General features: G+C 69.0%; 15 protein-coding genes and 1 tRNA gene. 15 read left to right on the top strand and 1 reads right to left on the bottom strand.

Annotation, left to right across the window (positions count from 1 at the left end; all coding sequences use genetic code 11):
- Window positions 1-2 precede the first annotated feature (2 nt).
- From nuoI to pnp, 14 genes are all read left to right on the top strand, one after another.
- The gene (nuoI, locus tag M503_RS0112455) at window positions 3-491 is read left to right on the top strand and encodes an NADH-quinone oxidoreductase subunit NuoI (RefSeq protein ID WP_024869122.1); all 489 of its coding nucleotides are present in this window, start codon (window positions 3-5) and stop codon (window positions 489-491) included.
- A 7-nt stretch (window positions 492-498) separates the two neighbouring features.
- Window positions 499-1,140, top strand: coding sequence for an NADH-quinone oxidoreductase subunit J (locus tag M503_RS0112450; protein WP_024869121.1), 642 nt, complete (start codon window positions 499-501; stop codon window positions 1,138-1,140).
- Complete coding sequence (gene nuoK / locus M503_RS0112445) at window positions 1,137-1,442, top strand: NADH-quinone oxidoreductase subunit NuoK (RefSeq protein WP_024869120.1); 306 nt, start codon at window positions 1,137-1,139, stop codon at window positions 1,440-1,442. The genes M503_RS0112450 and nuoK overlap by 4 nt, the downstream gene beginning before the upstream one ends.
- Window positions 1,443-1,674: 232 nt before the next feature.
- A complete protein-coding gene (gene nuoL / locus M503_RS0112440) occupies window positions 1,675-3,777 on the top strand; it encodes an NADH-quinone oxidoreductase subunit L (protein WP_028918677.1) in 2,103 nt (700 codons plus the stop codon).
- Window positions 3,778-3,796: 19 nt separating this feature from the next.
- Window positions 3,797-5,308, top strand: a complete 1,512-nt coding sequence (locus M503_RS0112435) for an NADH-quinone oxidoreductase subunit M (protein ID WP_028918678.1) — start codon at window positions 3,797-3,799, stop codon at window positions 5,306-5,308.
- Between the two features lie 13 nt (window positions 5,309-5,321).
- On the top strand, window positions 5,322-6,770 hold the full coding sequence (nuoN, locus tag M503_RS0112430; RefSeq protein ID WP_028928276.1) for an NADH-quinone oxidoreductase subunit NuoN: 1,449 nt from the start codon (window positions 5,322-5,324) through the stop codon (window positions 6,768-6,770).
- Between the two features lie 234 nt (window positions 6,771-7,004).
- Window positions 7,005-7,081: transfer RNA gene (locus tag M503_RS0112425), tRNA-Met, on the top strand.
- Window positions 7,082-7,301: 220 nt separating this feature from the next.
- The gene (gene rimP / locus M503_RS0112420) at window positions 7,302-7,901 is read left to right on the top strand and encodes a ribosome maturation factor RimP (protein ID WP_028918680.1); all 600 of its coding nucleotides are present in this window, start codon (window positions 7,302-7,304) and stop codon (window positions 7,899-7,901) included.
- A gap of 7 nt (window positions 7,902-7,908) precedes the next feature.
- Window positions 7,909-9,420: a transcription termination factor NusA gene (gene nusA, locus M503_RS0112415; protein ID WP_028928275.1), complete on the top strand. Its 1,512-nt coding sequence runs from the start codon at window positions 7,909-7,911 to the stop codon at window positions 9,418-9,420.
- 95 nt (window positions 9,421-9,515) lie between these two features.
- Window positions 9,516-12,143, top strand: coding sequence for a translation initiation factor IF-2 (gene infB, locus M503_RS0112410; RefSeq protein WP_028918682.1), 2,628 nt, complete (start codon window positions 9,516-9,518; stop codon window positions 12,141-12,143).
- A 155-nt stretch (window positions 12,144-12,298) separates the two neighbouring features.
- Window positions 12,299-12,670 (top strand): 30S ribosome-binding factor RbfA, encoded by a 372-nt coding sequence (rbfA, locus tag M503_RS0112405; RefSeq protein ID WP_028918683.1) that lies wholly within the window; start codon window positions 12,299-12,301, stop codon window positions 12,668-12,670.
- Between the two features lie 37 nt (window positions 12,671-12,707).
- Complete coding sequence (truB, locus tag M503_RS0112400) at window positions 12,708-13,628, top strand: tRNA pseudouridine(55) synthase TruB (RefSeq protein WP_028928274.1); 921 nt, start codon at window positions 12,708-12,710, stop codon at window positions 13,626-13,628.
- A gap of 201 nt (window positions 13,629-13,829) precedes the next feature.
- Entirely contained in the window at window positions 13,830-14,090 is a 261-nt protein-coding gene (gene rpsO / locus M503_RS0112395) for a 30S ribosomal protein S15 (RefSeq protein WP_024869111.1), read from the top strand.
- A 182-nt stretch (window positions 14,091-14,272) separates the two neighbouring features.
- A complete protein-coding gene (pnp, locus tag M503_RS0112390; RefSeq protein ID WP_028928273.1) occupies window positions 14,273-16,378 on the top strand; it encodes a polyribonucleotide nucleotidyltransferase in 2,106 nt (701 codons plus the stop codon).
- 1,099 nt (window positions 16,379-17,477) lie between these two features.
- On the opposite strand, the gene M503_RS0112385 is transcribed toward pnp, so the two are convergent.
- Entirely contained in the window at window positions 17,478-18,221 is a 744-nt protein-coding gene (locus tag M503_RS0112385) for a Crp/Fnr family transcriptional regulator (RefSeq protein ID WP_024869109.1), read from the bottom strand.
- A gap of 107 nt (window positions 18,222-18,328) precedes the next feature.
- Between M503_RS0112385 and hisS the strand changes: the two genes are divergently transcribed.
- Window positions 18,329-19,741 (top strand): histidine--tRNA ligase, encoded by a 1,413-nt coding sequence (gene hisS / locus M503_RS0112380; RefSeq protein ID WP_028918936.1) that lies wholly within the window; start codon window positions 18,329-18,331, stop codon window positions 19,739-19,741.
- Window positions 19,742-19,753 lie beyond the last annotated feature (12 nt).

Here is a 19,753-nt window from a genome sequence, read left to right as displayed (position 1 = left end):
CGATGAACAAAGTCGTCCACTACTTCAAGAGCCTGATGCTGCTGGAGCTGGCCCAGGGCCTGGGGCTGACCCTGCGGTACCTGTTCCGTCCGAAGTACACGCTGATGTACCCGATGGAGAAGTTCCCGCAGTCGCCGCGCTTCCGCGGCCTGCACGCGCTGCGCCGCTACCCGAACGGCGAGGAGCGCTGCATCGCCTGCAAGCTGTGCGAGGCCGTGTGCCCGGCGCTGGCTATCACCATCGACTCGACGCGTCGCGAGGACGGCACCCGCCGCACCACGCGCTACGACATCGACCTGTTCAAGTGCATCTACTGCGGCTTCTGCGAGGAAAGCTGCCCGGTGGATTCGATCGTGGAGACGCACGTGCTGGAGTACCACTTCGAGAAGCGCGGCGAGAACATCGTCACCAAGCCGCAACTGCTGGCCATCGGCGACCGCCTCGAGGCGGAGATCGCCGAGCGCCGCGCCGCCGACGCCGCCTACCGCTGAGGCCGAGATGGACTGGATCAAGATCGCCTTCTATGCCTTCGCCGCCGTGGCCGTCGCCTCGGCCGGCGCAGTGATCAGCGTGCGCAACCCGGTCAACGCCGTGCTGTGCCTGATCCTGACCTTCTTCTCCGTGGCCTGCACCTGGCTGCTGGTCGGCGCCGAGTTCCTCGGCGTGGCCCTGGTCCTGGTGTACGTGGGCGCGGTGATGGTGCTGTTCCTGTTCGTGGTGATGATGCTGGACATCGACGTCGCCGCGCTGCGCGAGGGCTGGGTGAAGTTCCTGCCCGTCGGCGTGGTGGTCGCGGTGGCGATGCTGGTGCAGATCCTGGTGCTGATCGGGGTCAAGGGCCGCACCGCCGCCCCGTTCCCGGACAACGCCGCCGCCGCCGCGGCCGACGTGTCGAACACGAAGTGGCTGGCCGAGCACCTGTTCACCGGCTTCATCCTGCCGTTCGAGTTCGCCGCGGTGATCCTGACCGTGGCGGTGATCGCGGCGGTGATGCTGACCCTGCGCAAGCGCACCGGCATCAAGACCCAGAACGCCGCCGAGCAGTCGCGGGTCAAGGCCGCCGACCGCCTGCGGATGGTGAGCATGCCGGCGGAGAAGCCGGCGCCCGCTGCCCAGGCCGAAGGGGAGGGCCAGGCATGATTACCCTCGGTCACCTGCTCGCGCTCGGCGCGGTGCTGTTCTGCATCAGCATGGCCGGCATCTTCCTCAACCGGAAGAACGTCATCGTCCTGCTGATGTCGATCGAACTGATGCTGCTGTCGGTCAACATCAACTTCATCGCGTTCTCGCGCGAGCTGGGCGATGCGGCCGGCCAGATCTTCGTGTTCTTCATCCTGACGGTGGCGGCCGCGGAGGCTGCCATCGGCCTGGCGATCCTGGTCGCGCTGTTCCGCAGCCGCGGCACGATCAACGTCGGCGAGGTGGATTCGCTCAAGGGCTGATGCCCGCGGGCGCGCCCCGCCAACCCGACGCCGGTCTCCAGGGCCGGCACGGGGGGCAGGGCGGCGAAGAGAGGCGCCGGCGACGGCGCCGCGACAATCGATCGGCACCGCCACCGGCCCGGCCGCGGCGATGCCAACCCGGCCCGGCCGGGAGCAACTTGGAAGTGGCGGCATGCGCGGCCGGCGGGGGAACCGCCGGCTCCACGGCACGAACTGGAACTAGACGGCAACCATGATCATCTCCAAAACCCACCTGCTGCTGATCGTCCTGGCACCCCTGCTGGGCAGCATCATCGCGGGTCTGTTCGGGCGCCAGGTCGGCCGCAAGGGCGCGCAGTACGCCACCATCCTCGGCGTGGCGGTCAGCTGCGCGCTGTCGATCAACGTGCTGTACCAGCTGGTTGCCGGCGGCGCCTCGCCGTTCAACCAGAACGTCTACACCTTCTTCGAGGTGGGCAACTACGCGGCGCATGTCGGCTTCATGGTCGACCGCCTGACCGCGATGATGATGGTGGTCGTCACCTTCGTCTCGCTGCTGGTGCACGTCTACACCATCGGCTACATGGCCGAGGACCCGGGCTACCAGCGCTTCTTCAGCTACATCTCGCTGTTCACCTTCTCGATGCTCATGCTGGTCATGAGCAACAACTTCCTGCAGCTGTTCTTCGGCTGGGAAGCGGTGGGCCTGGTCTCGTACCTGCTGATCGGCTTCTGGTTCAAGCGGCCGAGCGCGGTGTTCGCCAACATGAAGGCGTTCCTGGTCAACCGCGTGGGCGACTTCGGTTTCCTGCTGGGCATCGCCGGCGTGCTGCTGTGGTTCGGCACCCTCGACTACGCCACCGTGTTCGCCAACGCCCCGCTGCTGCAGGGCCAGGAAGTGCAGATCTTCGCCGGCCATTCCTGGCAGATCGCCACCATCATCTGCATCTGCCTGTTCATCGGCGCGATGGGCAAGTCGGCGCAGGTGCCGCTGCACGTGTGGCTGCCGGACTCGATGGAAGGCCCGACCCCGATCTCGGCGCTGATCCACGCCGCGACGATGGTGACCGCCGGCATCTTCATGGTCGCGCGCATGTCGCCGCTGTTCGAGCTGTCGGAGACCGCGCTGAACTTCGTGCTGTTCATCGGCGCCACCACCGCGTTCTTCATGGGCCTGATCGGCATCGTCCAGAACGACATCAAGCGCGTGGTCGCGTACTCGACCCTGTCGCAGCTGGGCTACATGACCGTGGCGCTGGGCGTGTCGGCCTACTCCGGCGCGGTCTACCACCTGATGACCCACGCCTTCTTCAAGGCGCTGCTGTTCCTGGCCGCCGGCTCGGTCATCATCGGCATGCACCACGAGCAGGACATGCGCAAGATGGGCGGCCTGCGCAAGTACATGCCGGTCACCTACTGGACCAGCGTGATCGGCACCCTGGCCCTGGTCGGCACCCCGTTCTTCTCGGGTTTCTACTCGAAGGACACCATCATCGAGGCGGCCGCGCACAACGCCCACCACAGCCACCACTGGATCGCGACCTACGCGTACTGGGCGGTGCTCGGCGGCGTGATCGTGACCAGCTTCTACAGCTTCCGCCTGCTGTTCATGACCTTCCACGGCAAGGAGCGCTTCCGCGACGCCCATGCCGGCCACGGCCATGGCCACGACGCGCACGACGACTACGCGCACGGCGACGACCATGGCCACCATGGCGCCCACGAGCCGCACGAGTCGCCGTGGGTGGTGACCGTGCCGCTGGTCCTGCTGGCGATCCCGTCGGTGCTGATCGGCTTCTTCACCGCCGGCCCGATGCTGTTCGGCACCGACTGGAAGGGCCACCACCTGGAGGCCTACGTCCCGGGCCAACTGGTCACCTTCTTCACCGGCGCGATCGACTTCGCCGATCCGGCGCGCGACACCATCGCCCAGGTCGGCGCCGAGTTCTGGCGCGGCCCGGTCAAGTACGCGCTGCACGGCATGACCATGCCGGCGTTCATCCTGACCGTGGCGGGCTTCCTGCTGGCGGCCGCCCTCTACCTGTGGAAGCCCGCGCTGGCCGCCTCTGCCCGCCGCACCTTCCGTCCGGTGGTGCGCGTGCTGGAGGAGAAGTTCGGCTTCGACCACCTGTGGATCAAGGGCTTCGCCGGCGGTGGCGTGATCCTCGGCCGCATCTCGCGCTGGATCGACACCAACCTGATCGACGGCGTGGTCGTCAACGGCAGCGCCCGCCTGGTCGACCTGGGCGCGGCCCTGCTGCGGCGCACGCAATCCGGTTACATCTACCACTACGCCTTCGCGATGATCATCGGCCTGATTGCACTTCTGGCCGTCCTCATCCGGTTCTGGCGCTGACCGTACGGAAGAACGAGACGTGGCAAACACGCACCTGCTGAGTGTCCTGATCTGGCTGCCGGTAATCGGCGGCGCGCTGATCCTCGCCCTGGGCAGCGCCCGGGCAGCGGCGGCGCGCTGGCTTTCGATGGCGGTGGCCGTGGCCACCTTCCTGTGGAGCCTGCGCCTGCTGACCGGGTTCGACTACTCCAACCCCGGCATGCAGTTCGTCGAGCAGCACGCCTGGATCCCGGCCTGGGGCATCCACTACAACCTGGGCGTGGACGGCATCGCCATCGCGCTGATCCTGCTGACCACCCTGGTCGGCGTGCTGGCCCTGGCCGGCGCCTGGGGCGTGGTCAACAAGCGCGTGCACCAGTACGTGGCCTCGTTCCTGATCCTGCAGGGCGTGACGGTCGGCATCTTCGCCGCCACCGACGCGATCCTGTTCTACGTGTTCTTCGAGGCCATGCTGATCCCGATGTTCCTGATCATCGGCGTCTGGGGCGGCCCGCGGCGCATCTATGCCGCGATGAAGTTCTTCCTGTACACCTTCCTCGGCTCGGTGCTGATGCTGGTGGCGCTGGTCTACCTGTACCTGAAGGGCGGCAGCTTCCAGCTGGCCGACCTGTACGCGCTGCCGCTGACCGCGAAGGAACAGACCTGGATCTTCTTCGCCTTCCTGGTGGCCTTCGCGGTCAAGGTTCCGATGTTCCCGGTGCACACCTGGCTGCCGGACGCGCACGTCGAGGCGCCGACCGCCGGTTCGGTGATCCTGGCGGCGATCGCGCTGAAGATCGGCGGCTACGGCTTCCTGCGCTTCAACCTGCCGATCACCCCGGACGCCGGCCAGGAGTGGGCGTGGCTGGTGATCGTGCTGTCGCTGATCGCGGTGATCTACGTCGGCCTGGTCGCCCTGGTCCAGGACGACATGAAGAAGCTGGTCGCGTACTCCTCGGTCGCGCACATGGGCTTCGTCACCCTCGGCACGTTCATCGTGTTCACCCTGGTCCGCGACTTCGGCTCGATCGACGCCGCGCGCCTGGGCCTGCAGGGCGCCATGGTGCAGATGGTCTCGCACGGTTTCGTCTCCGGCGCGATGTTCTCCTGCATCGGCGTGCTGTACGACCGCATGCACACCCGCCGCATCTCCGACTACGGCGGCGTGGCCAACGTGATGCCGTGGTTCGCCGCGTTCGCGATGCTGTTCTTCATGGCCAACTCGGGCCTGCCGGGTACCAGCGGCTTCGTCGGCGAGTTCATGGTCATCCTGGCCAGCTTCCAGAAGCACCCGGTGATCGCGGCGCTGGCGGCGACCACCCTGGTGATCACCGCGGCCTACACGCTGTGGCTCTACAAGCGCATCTTCTTCGGCGAGGTCGGCAACGCCCACGTCGCCGAGATGAAGGACATCAACGGGCGCGAAGCGCTGGTGCTGGGCGTGTTCGCCGCCGGCGTCCTGCTGCTCGGCGTCTGGCCCAAGCCGCTGACCGACCTGATGGAACCGTCGATCGCGCAACTGGCGACCCAGATCGCCACCAGCAAGCTGTAAGGATCTACCGAAGATGACCACGTCCCTCGCGATGCCGTCCGCCGCCGAACTGCTGCCGCTGCTGCCGGAGCTGGTGCTGATCGGTGGCGCCTTCGCCCTGCTGATCGTCGATCTCTTCATCTCCGCCCGGCACAAGGTATTCACCCACTTCCTGTCGGTGCTGCTGCTGGCGGTGGTGCTGGCGATGCTGGCCACCGGCACGGGCGGGCAGGGCACGGTGATGAACGGCATGTTCGTCCGCGACGCCGCCGCCGACGTCATGAAGATGGCGATCGTGCTGATGAGCGGCCTGACCCTGGTCTACGGCTGGAGCTACCTGCGCGAGCGCAACCTGTTCCAGGGCGAGGTGCCGGTGCTGGTGCTGTTCGCCACCTCCGGCATGATGATGCTGGTCTCGGCCGGCAGCCTGGTCATGGTCTACCTGGGCCTGGAACTGCTGGCGCTGAGCTCGTACGCGCTGGTCGCGCTGGACCGCGACAACGGCCGCGCCACCGAGGCGGCGATCAAGTACATCGTGCTCGGCTCGCTGGCCTCGGGCCTGCTGCTGTACGGCATGTCGCTGGTCTACGGCGCCACCGGCACCCTGCAGCTGGACGGCATCAACGCCGCCATCGCCACCACGAACGAGCGCACCCTGCTGCTGACCGGCACGGTGTTCATGATCGCCGGCGTGGCCTTCAAGCTTGGCGCCGCGCCGTTCCACATGTGGCTGCCGGACGTGTACCAGGGCGCCACCGCGCCGATCGCGCTGTTCGTCAGCTCCGCGCCCAAGCTGGCCGCGTTCGGCATGGCCTGGCGCCTGCTGGAAGTGGGCGTGGGCCCGCTGGCCGAGGAGTGGAAGTGGCTGCTGGCCGGCCTGGCCGCGGTGTCGCTGGTGATCGGCAACCTGATGGCGATTGCCCAGGCCAACATCAAGCGCATGCTGGCGTACTCGACCGTCTCGCACATCGGCTTCCTGCTGATGGGCCTGGCCGGCGGCGACGAGCGCGGCTACGCGGCGGCGCTGTTCTACGCCATCGCCTACTCGCTGATGTCGACCGCGGCCTTCGGCGCGATCATCGCGCTGTCGCGCCAGGGCTTCGAGGCGGAGAACATCGACGACTTCAAGGGCCTGAACGCGCGCAATCCGTGGATGGCCGGCCTGGTGCTGTGCATCATGGCCTCGCTGGCCGGCGTGCCGCCGTTCCTGGGCTTCTGGACCAAGCTGGCGGTGCTGGCCGCCGCGGTGCAGGGCGGGATGCTGTGGCTGGCCCTGCTGGGCGTGGTCTGCGCGGTGATCGGCGCGTTCTACTACCTGCGCGTGATCAAGGTCATGTACTTCGACGAGCCGGTCGGCGGCCCGCTACCGGCCCACAACGACCGCGTGCTGGGCATCGTGCTGGGCGTCAACTCGCTGGCCCTGCTGGTCCTGCCGCTGGGCCTGAACCGCCTGCTCGAGTGGTGCCAGCAGGCCTTCATGTAAGGCCGCGCCGGTCGCCAGTCGCGAGGAAGCCCCCGCAAGCCGGGGGCTTCTTTTTTTCCGGGCGTGGTCGGTCCGGGCAGGGTCGCGGCACCGGGCAACGGCCCGGGGCAGCGCACCCGTCGTATCACGGCTCCGTGCTTTCCCGCCGCAGCGGTATACGCTGCGTATCGTTCAGCGGGATTTGCATCGAGGGCTTGCAAAGATCCGCGCCGATCGCCATAATTCCGCCTCTGCTGCGGGGTGGAGCAGTCTGGCAGCTCGTCGGGCTCATAACCCGAAGGTCGCAGGTTCAAATCCTGCCCCCGCTACCACGTTTCGTGGTTCGGATGTCCCGGTTCCGCCGGGGTATCCGCAACCGCAAAGCCTGGGCCAGCAACGGCGCATGTTCCCGCCGTTGCGCCGATTCCAGCATCATTGGACGGGAAGCCCGGGAGGGCGACCCGTCGGACACGGGGCCCGAACGGGCCCTTTGTCGTTTCCGGGGTCCGGAATTCCCGTCTTCCCGTTTCCTGCTTTCGAGTACCCGCCGCAATGAGCGAGAAGCACAGCGAAATCGCCGAGCTGCTGGGCCCGACCGTCGAGTCGCTGGGCCTGGAACTGCTCGGCATCGAATACCTGCCCGCGCCGGGCGGTGCCACGCTGCGCCTGTACATCGACGTCCCGGCCGGCGAGGAATCGCGCATCGTGACCATCGAGGACTGCGAGGCGGTCAGCCGCGAGGTTTCCGCGCAGCTGGACGTGGCCGACCCGATTCCGGGCAACTACACCCTCGAGGTGTCGTCGCCGGGCCTGGACCGGCCGCTGTTCAGTGCCGCGCAGTTCGCCCGCTTCGCCGGCGAACAGGCCAAGGTGGCGCTGAAGCTGCCGCAGGAAGGCCGTCGCCGCCTGCAGGGCCGGATCCTGCGCGTCGAGGCCGGCACCGTGGTGTTCGAGCTCGACGGCGCCGAGTTCCCGGTCGCCGCGGACAACATCGACAGGGCGCGCCTGGTCCCGGACTGGGCCGCGCTGGGCCTGGCCCCGAACAAGTACGCGCCCGCCAACAAGGGCAAGCCCGCGCCGAAGCCCGGCAACGGCACGACTCCCAAGCACCCCTCCAACAAGCCGGCGGCCGGCAAGCCGCACGCGGAGTAACGAAGAGATGAGCAAGGAACTTCTTCTGGTAGTGGACGCGGTCGCCAACGAGAAGGGCGTGCCGCGTGACGTGATCTTCGAGGCGCTCGAAGCCGCGCTGGCTTCGGCCGCCAAGAAGCGTTACGTCGACCAGGACGTCGTCACCCGCGTCGCGATCGACCGCAAGGACGGCAGCTACGAGACCTTCCGCCGCTGGGAAGTGGTCGCCGACGACGTGGTCATGGAATCGCCCGACCGCCAGATCCGCCTGATGGACGCCATCGAGGAAGCGGACGGCGTCGAGGTCGGCGACTGGATCGAAGAGCAGATCGAGAACCCGGAATTCGGCCGCATCGCCGCCCAGGCCGCCAAGCAGGTCATCGTCCAGCGCGTGCGCGAGGCCGAGCGCCAGCAGGTCGTGGACGCGTGGAAGGACCGCGTGGGCGAGCTGGTCACCGGCGTGGTCAAGCGCGCCGAGCGCGGCAACATCTACGTGGACCTGGGCGGCAATGCCGAGGCCTTCATCCCGAAGGACAAGGGCATCCCGCGCGACGTCCTGCGTACCGGCGACCGCGTGCGCGGCTACCTGTACGAGGTCCGCAGCGAGCCCCGCGGCCCGCAGCTGTTCATGAGCCGCGCCGCCCCCGAATTCATGATCGAGCTGTTCAAGCTCGAGGTGCCGGAAGTCGGCCAGGGCCTGGTCGAGATCAAGGCCTGCGCCCGCGACCCGGGCGACCGCGCCAAGATCGCGGTCGTGGCCCACGACAACCGAACCGACCCGATCGGCGCCTGCATCGGCATGCGCGGTTCGCGCGTGCAGGCGGTGTCCAACGAGCTCAACGGCGAGCGCGTCGACATCGTGCTGTGGAACGAGAACCCGGCCAATTTCGTCATCAACGCGATGGCGCCGGCCGAGGTGCAGTCGATCATCGTCGACGAAGAGAAGCACTCGATGGACCTGGCCGTGGCCGAGGACCGCCTGGCCCAGGCGATCGGCAAGGGCGGCCAGAACGTGCGCCTGGCCAGCCGCCTGACCGGCTGGCAGCTCAACGTCATGACCCAGGACCAGGTCGCGGCCAAGTCCGAGGCCGAGCAGGCCGTGGCCCGCCAGCTGTTCATGGACAAGCTGGAAGTGGACGAGGAAATCGCCAGCATCCTGGTGGCCGAGGGCTTCAGCACGGTCGAGGAAATCGCCTACGTCCCGGTGGGCGAGCTGCTGGCGGTGGAGGGCTTCGACGAGGACATCGTCGAGGAACTGCGCTCCCGCGCCCGCGACGCCCTGCTCAATGAGGCCCTGGCGGTCGAGGAGCAGCTGGGCGACGAAGGCCCGGCCGAGGACCTGCTGGCGCTGGAAGGCATGGACGAGGACACTGCCTTCGCCCTGGCCGGCCACGGCGTCCGCACCGCCGAGGACCTGTCGGACCTGGCCGCCGACGAAGTGGCCGAATTCGGCATCGAGGGCCTGGACGAGACCCGCGCCGCCGCCCTGATCCTGGCCGCCCGTGCCGAGGAGATCGCCCGCCTGGAGCGCGGCGAATGAGCCGGCGATGAACACCGCCCTGCATCGTCCAGGGCTTAGAATCCGCGTTTCCCTTGCTCTCGGCGAGGGGGCGCCAACAAGAGCATAGGATCCGAATGTCGCAGCAAACCACCATCCGCAAGCTCGCCGACCTAGTCAACACGCCGGTCGAGAAGTTGCTGGAGCAGCTGGCCGAGGCCGGCATGCACTTCAGCGACCCCGACCAGGTCGTGACCAGCGCCGAAAAGCTCAAGCTGCTCGGCTTCCTCAAGCGCGCCCACGGCAAGTCCGAGGCCCAGGCCGAGGACGTCGCCGCGCCGAAGAAGATCACCCTGGCCCGTCGCAAGGTGCAGGAACTGACCGTCGGCGGCGGCCGCAGCAAGACCACCGTCGCGGTCGAGGTCCGGCAGAAGCGCACCTACGTCAAGGCCACCGAGGCGCAGGCCCCGGCGGCACCGCAGGGCCCGGTCGACGACGAGCGCGCCGAGGTCCTGCGCAAGCTCGAGGAATCGCGCCAGCGCAACCTCGCCGAGCAGCAGCGCCTGGCCGAGATCGACCGCCAGCGCGCCGAGGAAGCCGAGCGCAAGCGCCAGGAAGAGGAAGCGCAGCGCCGCGCCGAGGAAGAGGCGCGCAAGGCCGAGGAAGAGCGGCAGAAGGCCGCTGCCGCCCCGGCGCGCAGCGAGGATGCGTCCGCCGCGGCGCGCCCGGCGCGCGCGCCGGTCCCGCCGCACCGCCCGGCCCCCGAGCGCGCCGCCGACGACGGCCGCGGGCACAAGCACAAGAGCCGCGGCTCGCACGTCATGGTCGCCGGCATCGAGGACGACGACGCGGCCAGCCGCTTCGCCGGCCAGCTGCACCTGTCGGCCGCCGAGCGCGCCCGCCGATCCAACGCCCGTCCGGGCGGCCGGCCGAAGCCGCGTCGCCAGGAAGTCCGTGGCGGTGGTTCCGGCGGCGCCGGCGGCTTCGAGCGCCCGACCGCCCCGGTCGTGCGCGAAGTGGCGATCGGCGACTCGATCACCGTGGCCGACCTGGCGCAGAAGCTCGCGCTCAAGGGCGGCGACGTGGTCAAGGCGCTGTTCAAGATGGGCGTGATGGCCACCATCACCCAGACCATCGACCACGACACCGCCGCGCTGGTCACCGAGGAACTGGGCCACAAGCCGGTCCGCGCCGACTCCGGCGACGCCGAGAGCGAGCTGCTGGCGCATGTGGAGCAGGCCAAGGGCGAGGCGCAGCCGCGTCCGCCGGTGGTCACCATCATGGGCCACGTCGACCACGGCAAGACCTCGCTGCTGGACTACATCCGCCGCACCAAGGTCGCCACCGGCGAGGCCGGCGGCATCACCCAGCACATCGGCGCCTACCACGTCGAGACGCCGAAGGGCGTCATCAGCTTCCTGGACACCCCGGGCCACGCCGCGTTCACCTCGATGCGCGCCCGCGGCGCCAAGCTGACCGACATCGTGGTGCTGGTCGTGGCCGCCGACGACGGCGTCATGCCGCAGACGAAGGAAGCCATCCAGCACGCGAAGGCGGCCGGGGTGCCGATCATCGTGGCGATCAACAAGATCGACAAATCCGACGCCGACCCGCTGCGCGTGAAGAACGAGCTGCTGGCCGAGGAGGTCGTGGCCGAGGACTTCGGCGGCGACACCCAGATGGTCGAGCTGTCGGCCAAGACCGGCCAGGGCGTTGACGACCTGCTGGACGCGATCTCGATCCAGGCCGAAGTGCTGGAGCTGAAGGCGGTGGCCGAAGGCAACGCCAGCGGCGTGGTCATCGAGTCGGCGCTGGACAAGGGCCGCGGTCCGGTCGCCACCGTGCTGGTCCAGCAGGGCCAGTTGAAGAAGGGCGACTACCTGGTCTGCGGCGTGCAGTACGGCCGCGTCCGCGCGCTGTTCGACGAGACCGGCGGCCAGCCGGCCTCGGCCGGCCCGTCGATCCCGGTGCAGGTCCTGGGCCTGTCCGGCGTGCCGGATGCCGGCGACGACTTCGTCGTGGTCAAGGACGAGCGCCTGGCCAAGGACGTGGCGCAGCAGCGCGACGCCAAGCGCCGCGAGTCGCGCCTGGTCCAGGCTGCGGGCAACCGCATGGAAGACATCATGGCCCAGATGGGCAAGGGCGAGGGCCAGCAGGTGCTCAACCTGGTGGTCAAGGCCGACGTCCAGGGCTCGGTGGAGGCGCTCAAGCAGTCGCTCACCGCGCTGTCCAACGACCAGATCCGGATCAACGTGATCAGCTCCGGCGTGGGCGGCATCACCGAGTCCGACGCCAACATCGCGGCCACCACCAAGGCCACCGTGATCGGCTTCAACGTCCGTGCCGACGCCTCGGCGCGCAAGATCATCGAGTCCAACGGCGTCGACCTGCGCTACTTCTCGATCATCTACGACGTGATCGACCAGGTGAAGCAGGTGGCTTCCGGCCTGCTGGGCGTGGAGATCCGCGAGGAGATCATCGGCATCGCCGAGGTGCGCGACGTGTTCCGCAGCTCCAAGTTCGGCGCGGTCGCCGGCTGCATGGTCGTCGAGGGCGTGGTCAAGCGGAACAAGCCGATCCGCGTGCTGCGCGACAACACGGTCATCTTCGAGGGCGAGCTGGAATCGCTGCGCCGCTTCAAGGAGAACGTGGACGAGGTGCGCAACGGCACCGAGTGCGGCATCGGCGTCAAGGAGTACAACGACGTCAAGCCGGGCGACCAGATCGAGTGCTTCGAGCGCATCGAGGTCCAGCGCACGCTGTAAGCGCATGGCGCCGGTCCGGTCCCCGGGCGGCGCCGGCGCGATGACGGGACGGCCCTCGCGGCCGTCCCGCCGTTTCCGGGGTAGGCCCCGCGCCGGCAGGCGCCCGGGTCCGACCCGTTCCATCGGGCCGCCACCGGCCCGGCAAGGAGTTGCACATGCCGACCAAATCCTTCCATCGCACCGACCGTGTCTCGGCGCAGCTGCGCCGCGAGCTGGGCACGCTGGTCCACGAGGCCGTGCGCGAGCACGGGCTGCCGTCGGTGAGCGTGTCCGACGTCGAGGTCACCCGCGACCTGGCCCACGCCAAGGTCTTCGTCACCGCGCTGCTGCCGGACCGTTCGGCCGAGGCGGTGAAGGCGCTGAAGGAGCTGGCCCGCGAGATCCGCATGGAGCTGGCCCGGCGGGTGAAGCTGCGCCACGTGCCGGAGCTGCACTTCCACTACGACGATTCGGTCGACCGCGGCGAGCGCATCGATACGCTGCTGCGCGAGAACCCGGTCGGCCCGGCCGAGCCGGACGAGGCCTGAGGCTTCCCGGCCGCACGCGCGGCCCGTCCACCGACCGATGAACCCGCGACCGAAGATCCGCTTCCGCCCGCTCGACGGCATCCTCCTGCTCGACAAGCCGGGCGGGATGAGTTCCAACGCCGCCCTGCAGGCGGCGCGCCGCCTGTTCCGGGCGGAGAAGGGGGGCCATACCGGCAGCCTCGACCCGCTGGCCACCGGCCTGCTGCCGCTGTGCTTCGGCGAGGCGACCAAGCTGGCCGGCCTGCTGCTGGGCTCGGACAAGGCCTACGAGGCCGGCATCGTCCTGGGCGCCACCACCGACACCGACGACGCCGACGGCCAGGTCCTGGTGCAGTGGCCGGTCCCCGCGATCGACCGCGCCACCCTGGAGGCGGCGCTGGCCGCGCTCACCGGCGTGCTGCAACAGCGGGCGCCGGTCTATTCGGCGCTCAAGCAGGGCGGCGAGCCGCTCTACGCCCGCGCCCGCCGCGGCGAGGCCATCGAGGCGCCGGTACGCGAGGTGGTGGTGCACGCCATCGACCTGCTCGAGCACGAAGGCGACCGCCTGCGCCTGCGGGTTACCTGCGGCAGCGGTACCTACATCCGCAGTCTCGCCCGCGACCTGGGCGAGGCGCTGGGCTGCGGCGCCCACATCGCCAGCCTGCGCCGGCTGTGGGTGGCCCCGTTCCGCGAGCCGGTGATGCACACGCTCGACCAGCTGGAGGCCCTGGCCGCCGACGAGGCGGCGCTGGACGCCTGCCTGCTGCCGCTGGCCGCCGGCCTGGCCGGCTTCCCGCGCGTCGACCTGGACGCCACCCTGGCCCCGCGCTTCGCCCAGGGCCAGCGCCTGCGCGGCGACTGGAACCCGGCCGACCCGGTGGCCGTGTTCGGCCCCGACGGCGCCCCGCTGGGCCTGGGCCGGGTCGGGGAGGGCGGGCGCCTGTCGCCGCAGCGCCTGTTCGTGGCCGCCCGGGCCTGAACCGGGTCCGGGCCGGGCGACGACCGCCGGTCCGGAACCTTGTCCCGGCTCTCCCCCGGGGGGTACAATTCGCGCGCCTTTTTTCGGCCAAACCCTTTCCGTCCTTCACTCCGCGAACGCGGGGCGGGGCGGCCTTCCGCAAGCGGCGGGTCAGGCGGTGCGCAAACGCGTTCCTGCAGGCCTCGCATCCAGAGAAAACACATGTCCATCGATACCCAGAAAGTCATCTCCGAGCACGCCCGTGGCGCCAACGACACCGGCTCCCCGGAAGTCCAGGTCGCCCTGCTGACCGCGCGCATCGAGCAGCTGACCGAGCACTTCAAGACCCACAAGAAGGACCACCACAGCCGCCGCGGCCTGCTCCAGCTGGTCAACCGCCGCCGCAGCCTGCTGGACTACCTGAAGCGCAAGGACAACGAGCGCTACAAGGGCCTGATCGAGAAGCTCGGCCTGCGTCGCTGAAGCAAGCCCCCGCCGCGGCGCAGAAATGCGCCGCGGTTTGCATTTCGGAACACGAATTCGCTGCACGTCGCCGGCCCCCGCCGGCACCGCAACACCCGCGGCCGGGCTCTCCGGCCACCCGCCGACGGCAAGGGTCGCCGGTGGTCAATCGCAAGCAGAAACAGCATCCCCAAGGAACCGACGTGGCAAAAATCACCAAAACCTTCCAGTACGGCAAGCACACCGTGACCCTGGAGACGGGCGAGATCGCCCGCCAGGCCAGCGGTGCCGTCATCGTGAAGATGGACGACACCGTACTGCTGGTCAGCGCCGTCGCCGCCAAGAGCGCGCGCGAGGGCCAGGACTTCTTCCCGCTCACCGTGGACTACCAGGAGAAGTTCTACGCCGGCGGCCGCATCCCCGGCGGCTTCTTCAAGCGCGAAGGCCGTCCGACCGAGAAGGAAACGCTGATCTCGCGCCTGATCGACCGTCCGATCCGTCCCCTGTTCCCGGAGGACTACAAGAACGAGGTCCAGATCATCGCGACCGTCATGTCGCTGAACCCGGAAATCGACGGTGACATCCCGGCCATGATCGGTGCCTCGGCGGCGCTGGCCCTGGCCGGCACCCCGTTCAAGGGCCCGATCGGCGCGGCCAAGGTCGGTTACAAGGATGGCCAGTACATCCTCAACCCGACCGCCAGCGAGCTGAAGGAATCGAAGCTGGAGCTGGTCGTCGCCGGCACCTCCAACGCCGTGCTGATGGTCGAGTCCGAGGCCGCCCTGCTGTCCGAGGAAGTGATGCTGGGCGCGGTCACCTTCGGCCACCGCGAGCTGCAGAAGGTCATCAACGCGATCAACGAGCTGACCGTCGAAGCCGGCACGAAGCCGAGCGACTGGGTCGCCCCGCCGAAGAACGAGGCGCTGATCGCCGCGCTGAAGGAAGCCGTGGGCAACCGCCTGGCCGAAGCCTTCCAGATCCGCGACAAGCTGCAGCGCCGCGACGCCATCGCCGCGATCAAGAAGGACGTGACCGAGCAGCTGGCCGGCCGCGTCGCCGAGGAAGGCTGGAACCCGGCCGAGCTGTCGAAGGAATTCGGCGAGCTGGAATACCGCACCATGCGCGACTCGGTCCTGGAGACCAAGGTCCGCATCGACGGCCGCGCCCTGGACACCGTGCGCCCGATCACCGTGAAGACCGGCGTGCTGCCGCGTACCCACGGCTCGGCGCTGTTCACCCGCGGCGAGACCCAAGCCATCGTGGTCACCACCCTGGGCACCGCCCGCGACGGCCAGATCATCGATGCCGTCTCCGGCGAGTACAAGGAAAACTTCCTGTTCCACTACAACTTCCCGCCGTACTCGGTGGGCGAGTGCGGCCGCTTCGGCGCGCCGAAGCGTCGCGAGATCGGCCACGGCCGCCTCGCCAAGCGCGGCGTGCTGGCGGTGATGCCGAGCCTGGAAGAGTTCCCCTACACCATCCGCGTGGTCTCGGAGATCACCGAGTCCAACGGTTCCTCGTCCATGGCTTCGGTCTGCGGCAGCTCGCTGGCGCTGATGGATGCCGGCGTGCCGGTGAAGGCCCCGGTGGCGGGCATCGCCATGGGCCTGGTGAAGGAAGGCGACCGCTTCGTGGTCCTGTCCGACATCCTGGGTGATGAAGACCACCTGGGCGACATGGACTTCAAGGTCGCCGGTACCTCCGAAGGCGTGTCCGCGCTGCAGATGGACATCAAGATCGAGGGCATCACCGAGGAGATCATGAAGCAGGCGCTGGAGCAGGCGAAGGCCGGCCGTCTGCACATCCTCGGCGAGATGGCCAAGGCCATCACCCAGCCGCGCGCCGAGCTGTCCGAGTTCGCGCCGCGCCTGCTGACGATCAAGATCCACCCGGACAAGATCCGCGAGGTGATCGGCAAGGGTGGCGCCACCATCCAGGGCATCACCAAGGAAACCGGCACCCAGATCGACATCCAGGACGACGGCACCATCGTCATCGCTTCGGTCAACGCCGCCGCTGCCCAGGCCGCCAAGGCCCGCATCGAGCAGATCACCTCGGACGTCGAGCCGGGCCGGATCTACGAGGGCAAGGTCGCCAAGATCATGGACTTCGGCGCGTTCGTGACCATCCTGCCGGGCAAGGACGGCCTGGTGCACGTCTCGCAGATCTCCAGCGAGCGCGTGGAGAAGGTCTCCGACAAGCTGAAGGAAGGCGACCTGGTCAAGGTCAAGGTCCTGGAAGTCGACAAGCAGGGCCGCATCCGCCTGTCGATCAAGGCCGTCGAGGAAGGCGAGGGCGTCACCGGCTGATCGCCGCGACGTTCCAGCAGACCCAGGGAAAAGCGGGCTTCGGCCCGCTTTTCTTTTGCGCGCCCGCCGGCATCCGGGAATCCGGGGCGGAGCACACTCGACAGCAACGGCAACGGCAACGGCAACGGCAACGGCAACGGCAACGGCAACCGCAACCGCAAACTGCAACCGCAACCGCAACCGCAAACTGCAACCGCAACTGCAACTGCAACCGCAACCGCAACCGCAAACTGCAACCGCAACTGCAACCGCAACCGCAACCGCAACTGCAACCGCGACGGCGTTGGGTGCGCGGGCTCCGGACGGGGCCGCCGCCCCAAGGGGGTATGGCGCATCGCGCGGTTCCGCCATCCCTGGCTCCAACGCGCGACCGCGGCACATCCATGTGCCGCTTGCGCCATACCCCCTTGGGACGACGTCCTCGGGCACGTTGAGGCCAGGGCTTCTATTGGCGGCGCGATACCAAAGCCCTCCGCCCGGGAGAGGGGGGAAATCGGTCGTAGCCCGGATAAGGCCGCAGGCCGCATCCGGCGGTGATGCGCTCGCCACGCCTTGGGGAGGCGGGGTCGGATGCCCGCCCCGGATGCATTCGCTTATCCGGGCTACGACGAGAAAGGCGAGGGGCGCGACATGAAGCCCCTCTCCCACCGGGAGAGGGTTTGGGGAGAGGACAGGTGTGCCAGCCTCGCAGGGATCCCGGCCCTCACCCCTGGCCCCTCTCCCGGGGGGAAGGGAGAAGAGCGAAGCCACAACTTCAACACTTCCGAAGACGCGGTAGCGCGGGGGTATAGCGCAAGCAGCACATGGACGTGCTGCGCTCGCGTGCGCAGTGCAGCGGTGAGGCAGCTGGCGCGTGGCGACGCGCCAGCCGTCGCGAGCGTCCCTGTTCATTCCCGGCGCGGACGCGGAACCGCGCGATGCGGCATACCCCCGTGCTGCCGCGGCTCCGTCCGGAGCGGGCTCCCCCGATGCCTTTGCTTCTACTGTTCCCACCGGCCGGGTAGCCATCGCATCGATGCTCGACGGTCAGACAGGAGGGATCCGCCCGGGAATGGGCAGTGACGGAGGAGAGCGGTGGTGGCGACGCCCTTGGTGCGGCTCAGGCCGCCTCGAGCGCCTTCAGGCCGGCCATGTCGAGGATCTCGACGCGGTAGGTGCCGGGCAGGGCGATCAGGCCGCGGGTGCGCAGGGTGGTCAGGCAGCGGCTGACGGTTTCCACGGTCAGGCCGAGGTGGTCGGCGATGTCCGCGCGCGGCATCGGCAGGAAGATCGACGGGCCGGGGTTGCCGGCGCGGGCCTGCTGCGCAGCCAGCTTGAGCAGGAAGTCGGCCATGCGCTCGGTCGGGTTCATGCGCGCCAGCGCCATCATCCGGTCGCGCGCCGAGTCCAGCTCCACGCAGGCGCGCTCCAGCAGCTTGGCCTGCAGGTGCGGGTAGCGCGCGCCCAGGCGCTGCATCGCGTCCAGCGAGAACCGGCACATCTCGGTTTCGGCCAGCGCCTCGATGTCGTGCTGGTAGGTGCTGGCGCCGCTGAGGCCGACGAAGTCGCCCGGCATGGCGAAGCCGGCGACCTGGCGGCGGCCGTCGGCGGACAGGCGCACCAGGCGCAGCGCGCCGCGGGTGACCGTGTAGACGTGCTTGCGCGGCTCGCCCTGGCGGGCCAGTACCGCGCCGGATTCCAGCACCTGCACGCTGGCCGCGGCTTCCAGGGCCTGCATCTCCTCGCGCGAGAGCACCGAGCAGACCGCCAGGTGGCGGACCTGGCAGTGCAGGCAGGATCCGATCGGGCCGGCGTCTTCCGGTGGGGGCGTGAGGCAGGGACTGTCGAACGGAGGCCAGGACATGCGGATTGCCACTGAATCGGTGTGCATATGATACCGGGGCCGGGGCCGGTACCGGGGCGGCCAAGGTAGAATTGCAGGCTGAAGTGTTCCCCCCAGGAGTCACCCGCTTGATCAGGCCCCGCACCCCCGCCGGCGTCATGGAGCTGCTGCCCCGCGAGCAGATCGCCTTCCAGCGCATGCTCGACGTCATTCGCCGGAACTACGAGCGTTTCGGCTTCCTGCCGGTGGAGACCCCGGTCTTCGAGCTGTCCGACGTGCTGCTGACCAAGTCCGGCGGCGAGACCGAGCGCCAGGTGTACTTCGTGCAGTCCACCGGCGCCCTGGCCAACGCCGCCGCCGAGGGCGGCGCGGCCGGCCTGCCGGAAATGGCCCTGCGCTTCGACCTGACCGTGCCGCTGGCCCGCTACGTGGCCGAGCACGAGCACGAGCTGAGCTTCCCGTTCCGCCGCTACCAGATGCAGCGGGTGTACCGCGGCGAGCGCGCCCAGCGCGGCCGCTTCCGCGAGTTCTACCAGTGCGACATCGACGTGATCGGCAAGGACACCCTGTCGATCCGCTACGACGCCGAGGTGCTGGCGGTGATCCACGCGGTGTTCTCCGAGCTGGGGATCGGCGCGTTCCGCATCCAGCTCAACAACCGCAAGCTGATGCGCGGCTTCTTCGAGGCCCAGGGCGTCACCGATCCGCAGCAGCAGGCGCTGGTCCTGCGCGAGGTCGACAAGCTCGACAAGCGCGGCGCCGACTACGTGCGCGAGACGCTCACCGGCCCGGACTTCGGCCTGCCCGCCGCGGCCGTGGACCGCATCCTCGCCTTCGTCGAGGTGCGTTCGGCCTCGCACGACGACGCGCTGGCCCGCATCGACGCGGTGCTGGCCGAAGCCGGCGAGGGCGCCAGCGACGTGCTGCGCGCCGGCGCCGCCGAGCTGCGCGAGGTCCTGGGCCTGGTCAAGGCGATGGGCGTGCCGGAATCGGCGTACTGCCTGAACTTCTCCATCGCCCGCGGCCTGGACTACTACACCGGCACCGTCTACGAGACCCAGCTGGTCGAGCACCCGGGCATCGGTTCGATCTGCTCCGGCGGCCGCTACGAGGACCTGGCCAGCCACTACACCAAGTCGAAGCTGCCGGGCGTGGGCATCTCCATCGGCCTGACCCGCCTGTTCTGGCAGCTGCGCGAGGCCGGCCTGGTCGAGGGCATCGCCGAGAGCAGCGTGCAGGCCATGGTTGCGCTGATGGACGAGTCGCAGCTGCCGCAGGCGCTGGACATCGCCCGCCACCTGCGCGCCGGCGGCATCAACACCGAAGTGCAGATGGAAGCGCGCAAGGTCGGCAAGCAGTTCCAGTACGCCTCGCGGGCCGGCATCCGCTTCGTCGTCCTGGCCGGCGAGGACGAGCTCGCCCGCGGCGTGGTCGCGGTCAAGGACCTGGCCCGCGAACAGCAGTTCGAAGTGCCGCGCGAGGAACTGGCCGGCACCCTGCGCGTCGAGCTCGAACAGGCCCGAGCCCTGGCCGGCCGCTGAGCCTGCCGCACC

Source organism: Pseudoxanthomonas suwonensis J47 (genome assembly GCF_000513955.1).
In the GTDB taxonomy this organism is placed as follows: domain Bacteria; phylum Pseudomonadota; class Gammaproteobacteria; order Xanthomonadales; family Xanthomonadaceae; genus Pseudoxanthomonas; species Pseudoxanthomonas suwonensis_C.
Note: the sequence above shows the minus strand (reverse complement) of the source record. Positions and strands in the feature narration are given on the sequence as shown.

Coding starts and splice junctions, on each gene's coding strand:
- nuoI (WP_024869122.1), top strand. CDS start 3: ATGAACAAAGTCGTCCACTACTTCAAGAGCCTGATGCTGCTGGAGCTG.
- M503_RS0112450 (WP_024869121.1), top strand. CDS start 499: ATGGACTGGATCAAGATCGCCTTCTATGCCTTCGCCGCCGTGGCCGTC.
- nuoK (WP_024869120.1), top strand. CDS start 1,137: ATGATTACCCTCGGTCACCTGCTCGCGCTCGGCGCGGTGCTGTTCTGC.
- nuoL (WP_028918677.1), top strand. CDS start 1,675: ATGATCATCTCCAAAACCCACCTGCTGCTGATCGTCCTGGCACCCCTG.
- nuoN (WP_028928276.1), top strand. CDS start 5,322: ATGACCACGTCCCTCGCGATGCCGTCCGCCGCCGAACTGCTGCCGCTG.
- rimP (WP_028918680.1), top strand. CDS start 7,302: ATGAGCGAGAAGCACAGCGAAATCGCCGAGCTGCTGGGCCCGACCGTC.
- nusA (WP_028928275.1), top strand. CDS start 7,909: ATGAGCAAGGAACTTCTTCTGGTAGTGGACGCGGTCGCCAACGAGAAG.
- infB (WP_028918682.1), top strand. CDS start 9,516: ATGTCGCAGCAAACCACCATCCGCAAGCTCGCCGACCTAGTCAACACG.
- rbfA (WP_028918683.1), top strand. CDS start 12,299: ATGCCGACCAAATCCTTCCATCGCACCGACCGTGTCTCGGCGCAGCTG.
- truB (WP_028928274.1), top strand. CDS start 12,708: ATGAACCCGCGACCGAAGATCCGCTTCCGCCCGCTCGACGGCATCCTC.
- rpsO (WP_024869111.1), top strand. CDS start 13,830: ATGTCCATCGATACCCAGAAAGTCATCTCCGAGCACGCCCGTGGCGCC.
- M503_RS0112385 (WP_024869109.1), bottom strand. CDS start 18,221: ATGTCCTGGCCTCCGTTCGACAGTCCCTGCCTCACGCCCCCACCGGAA.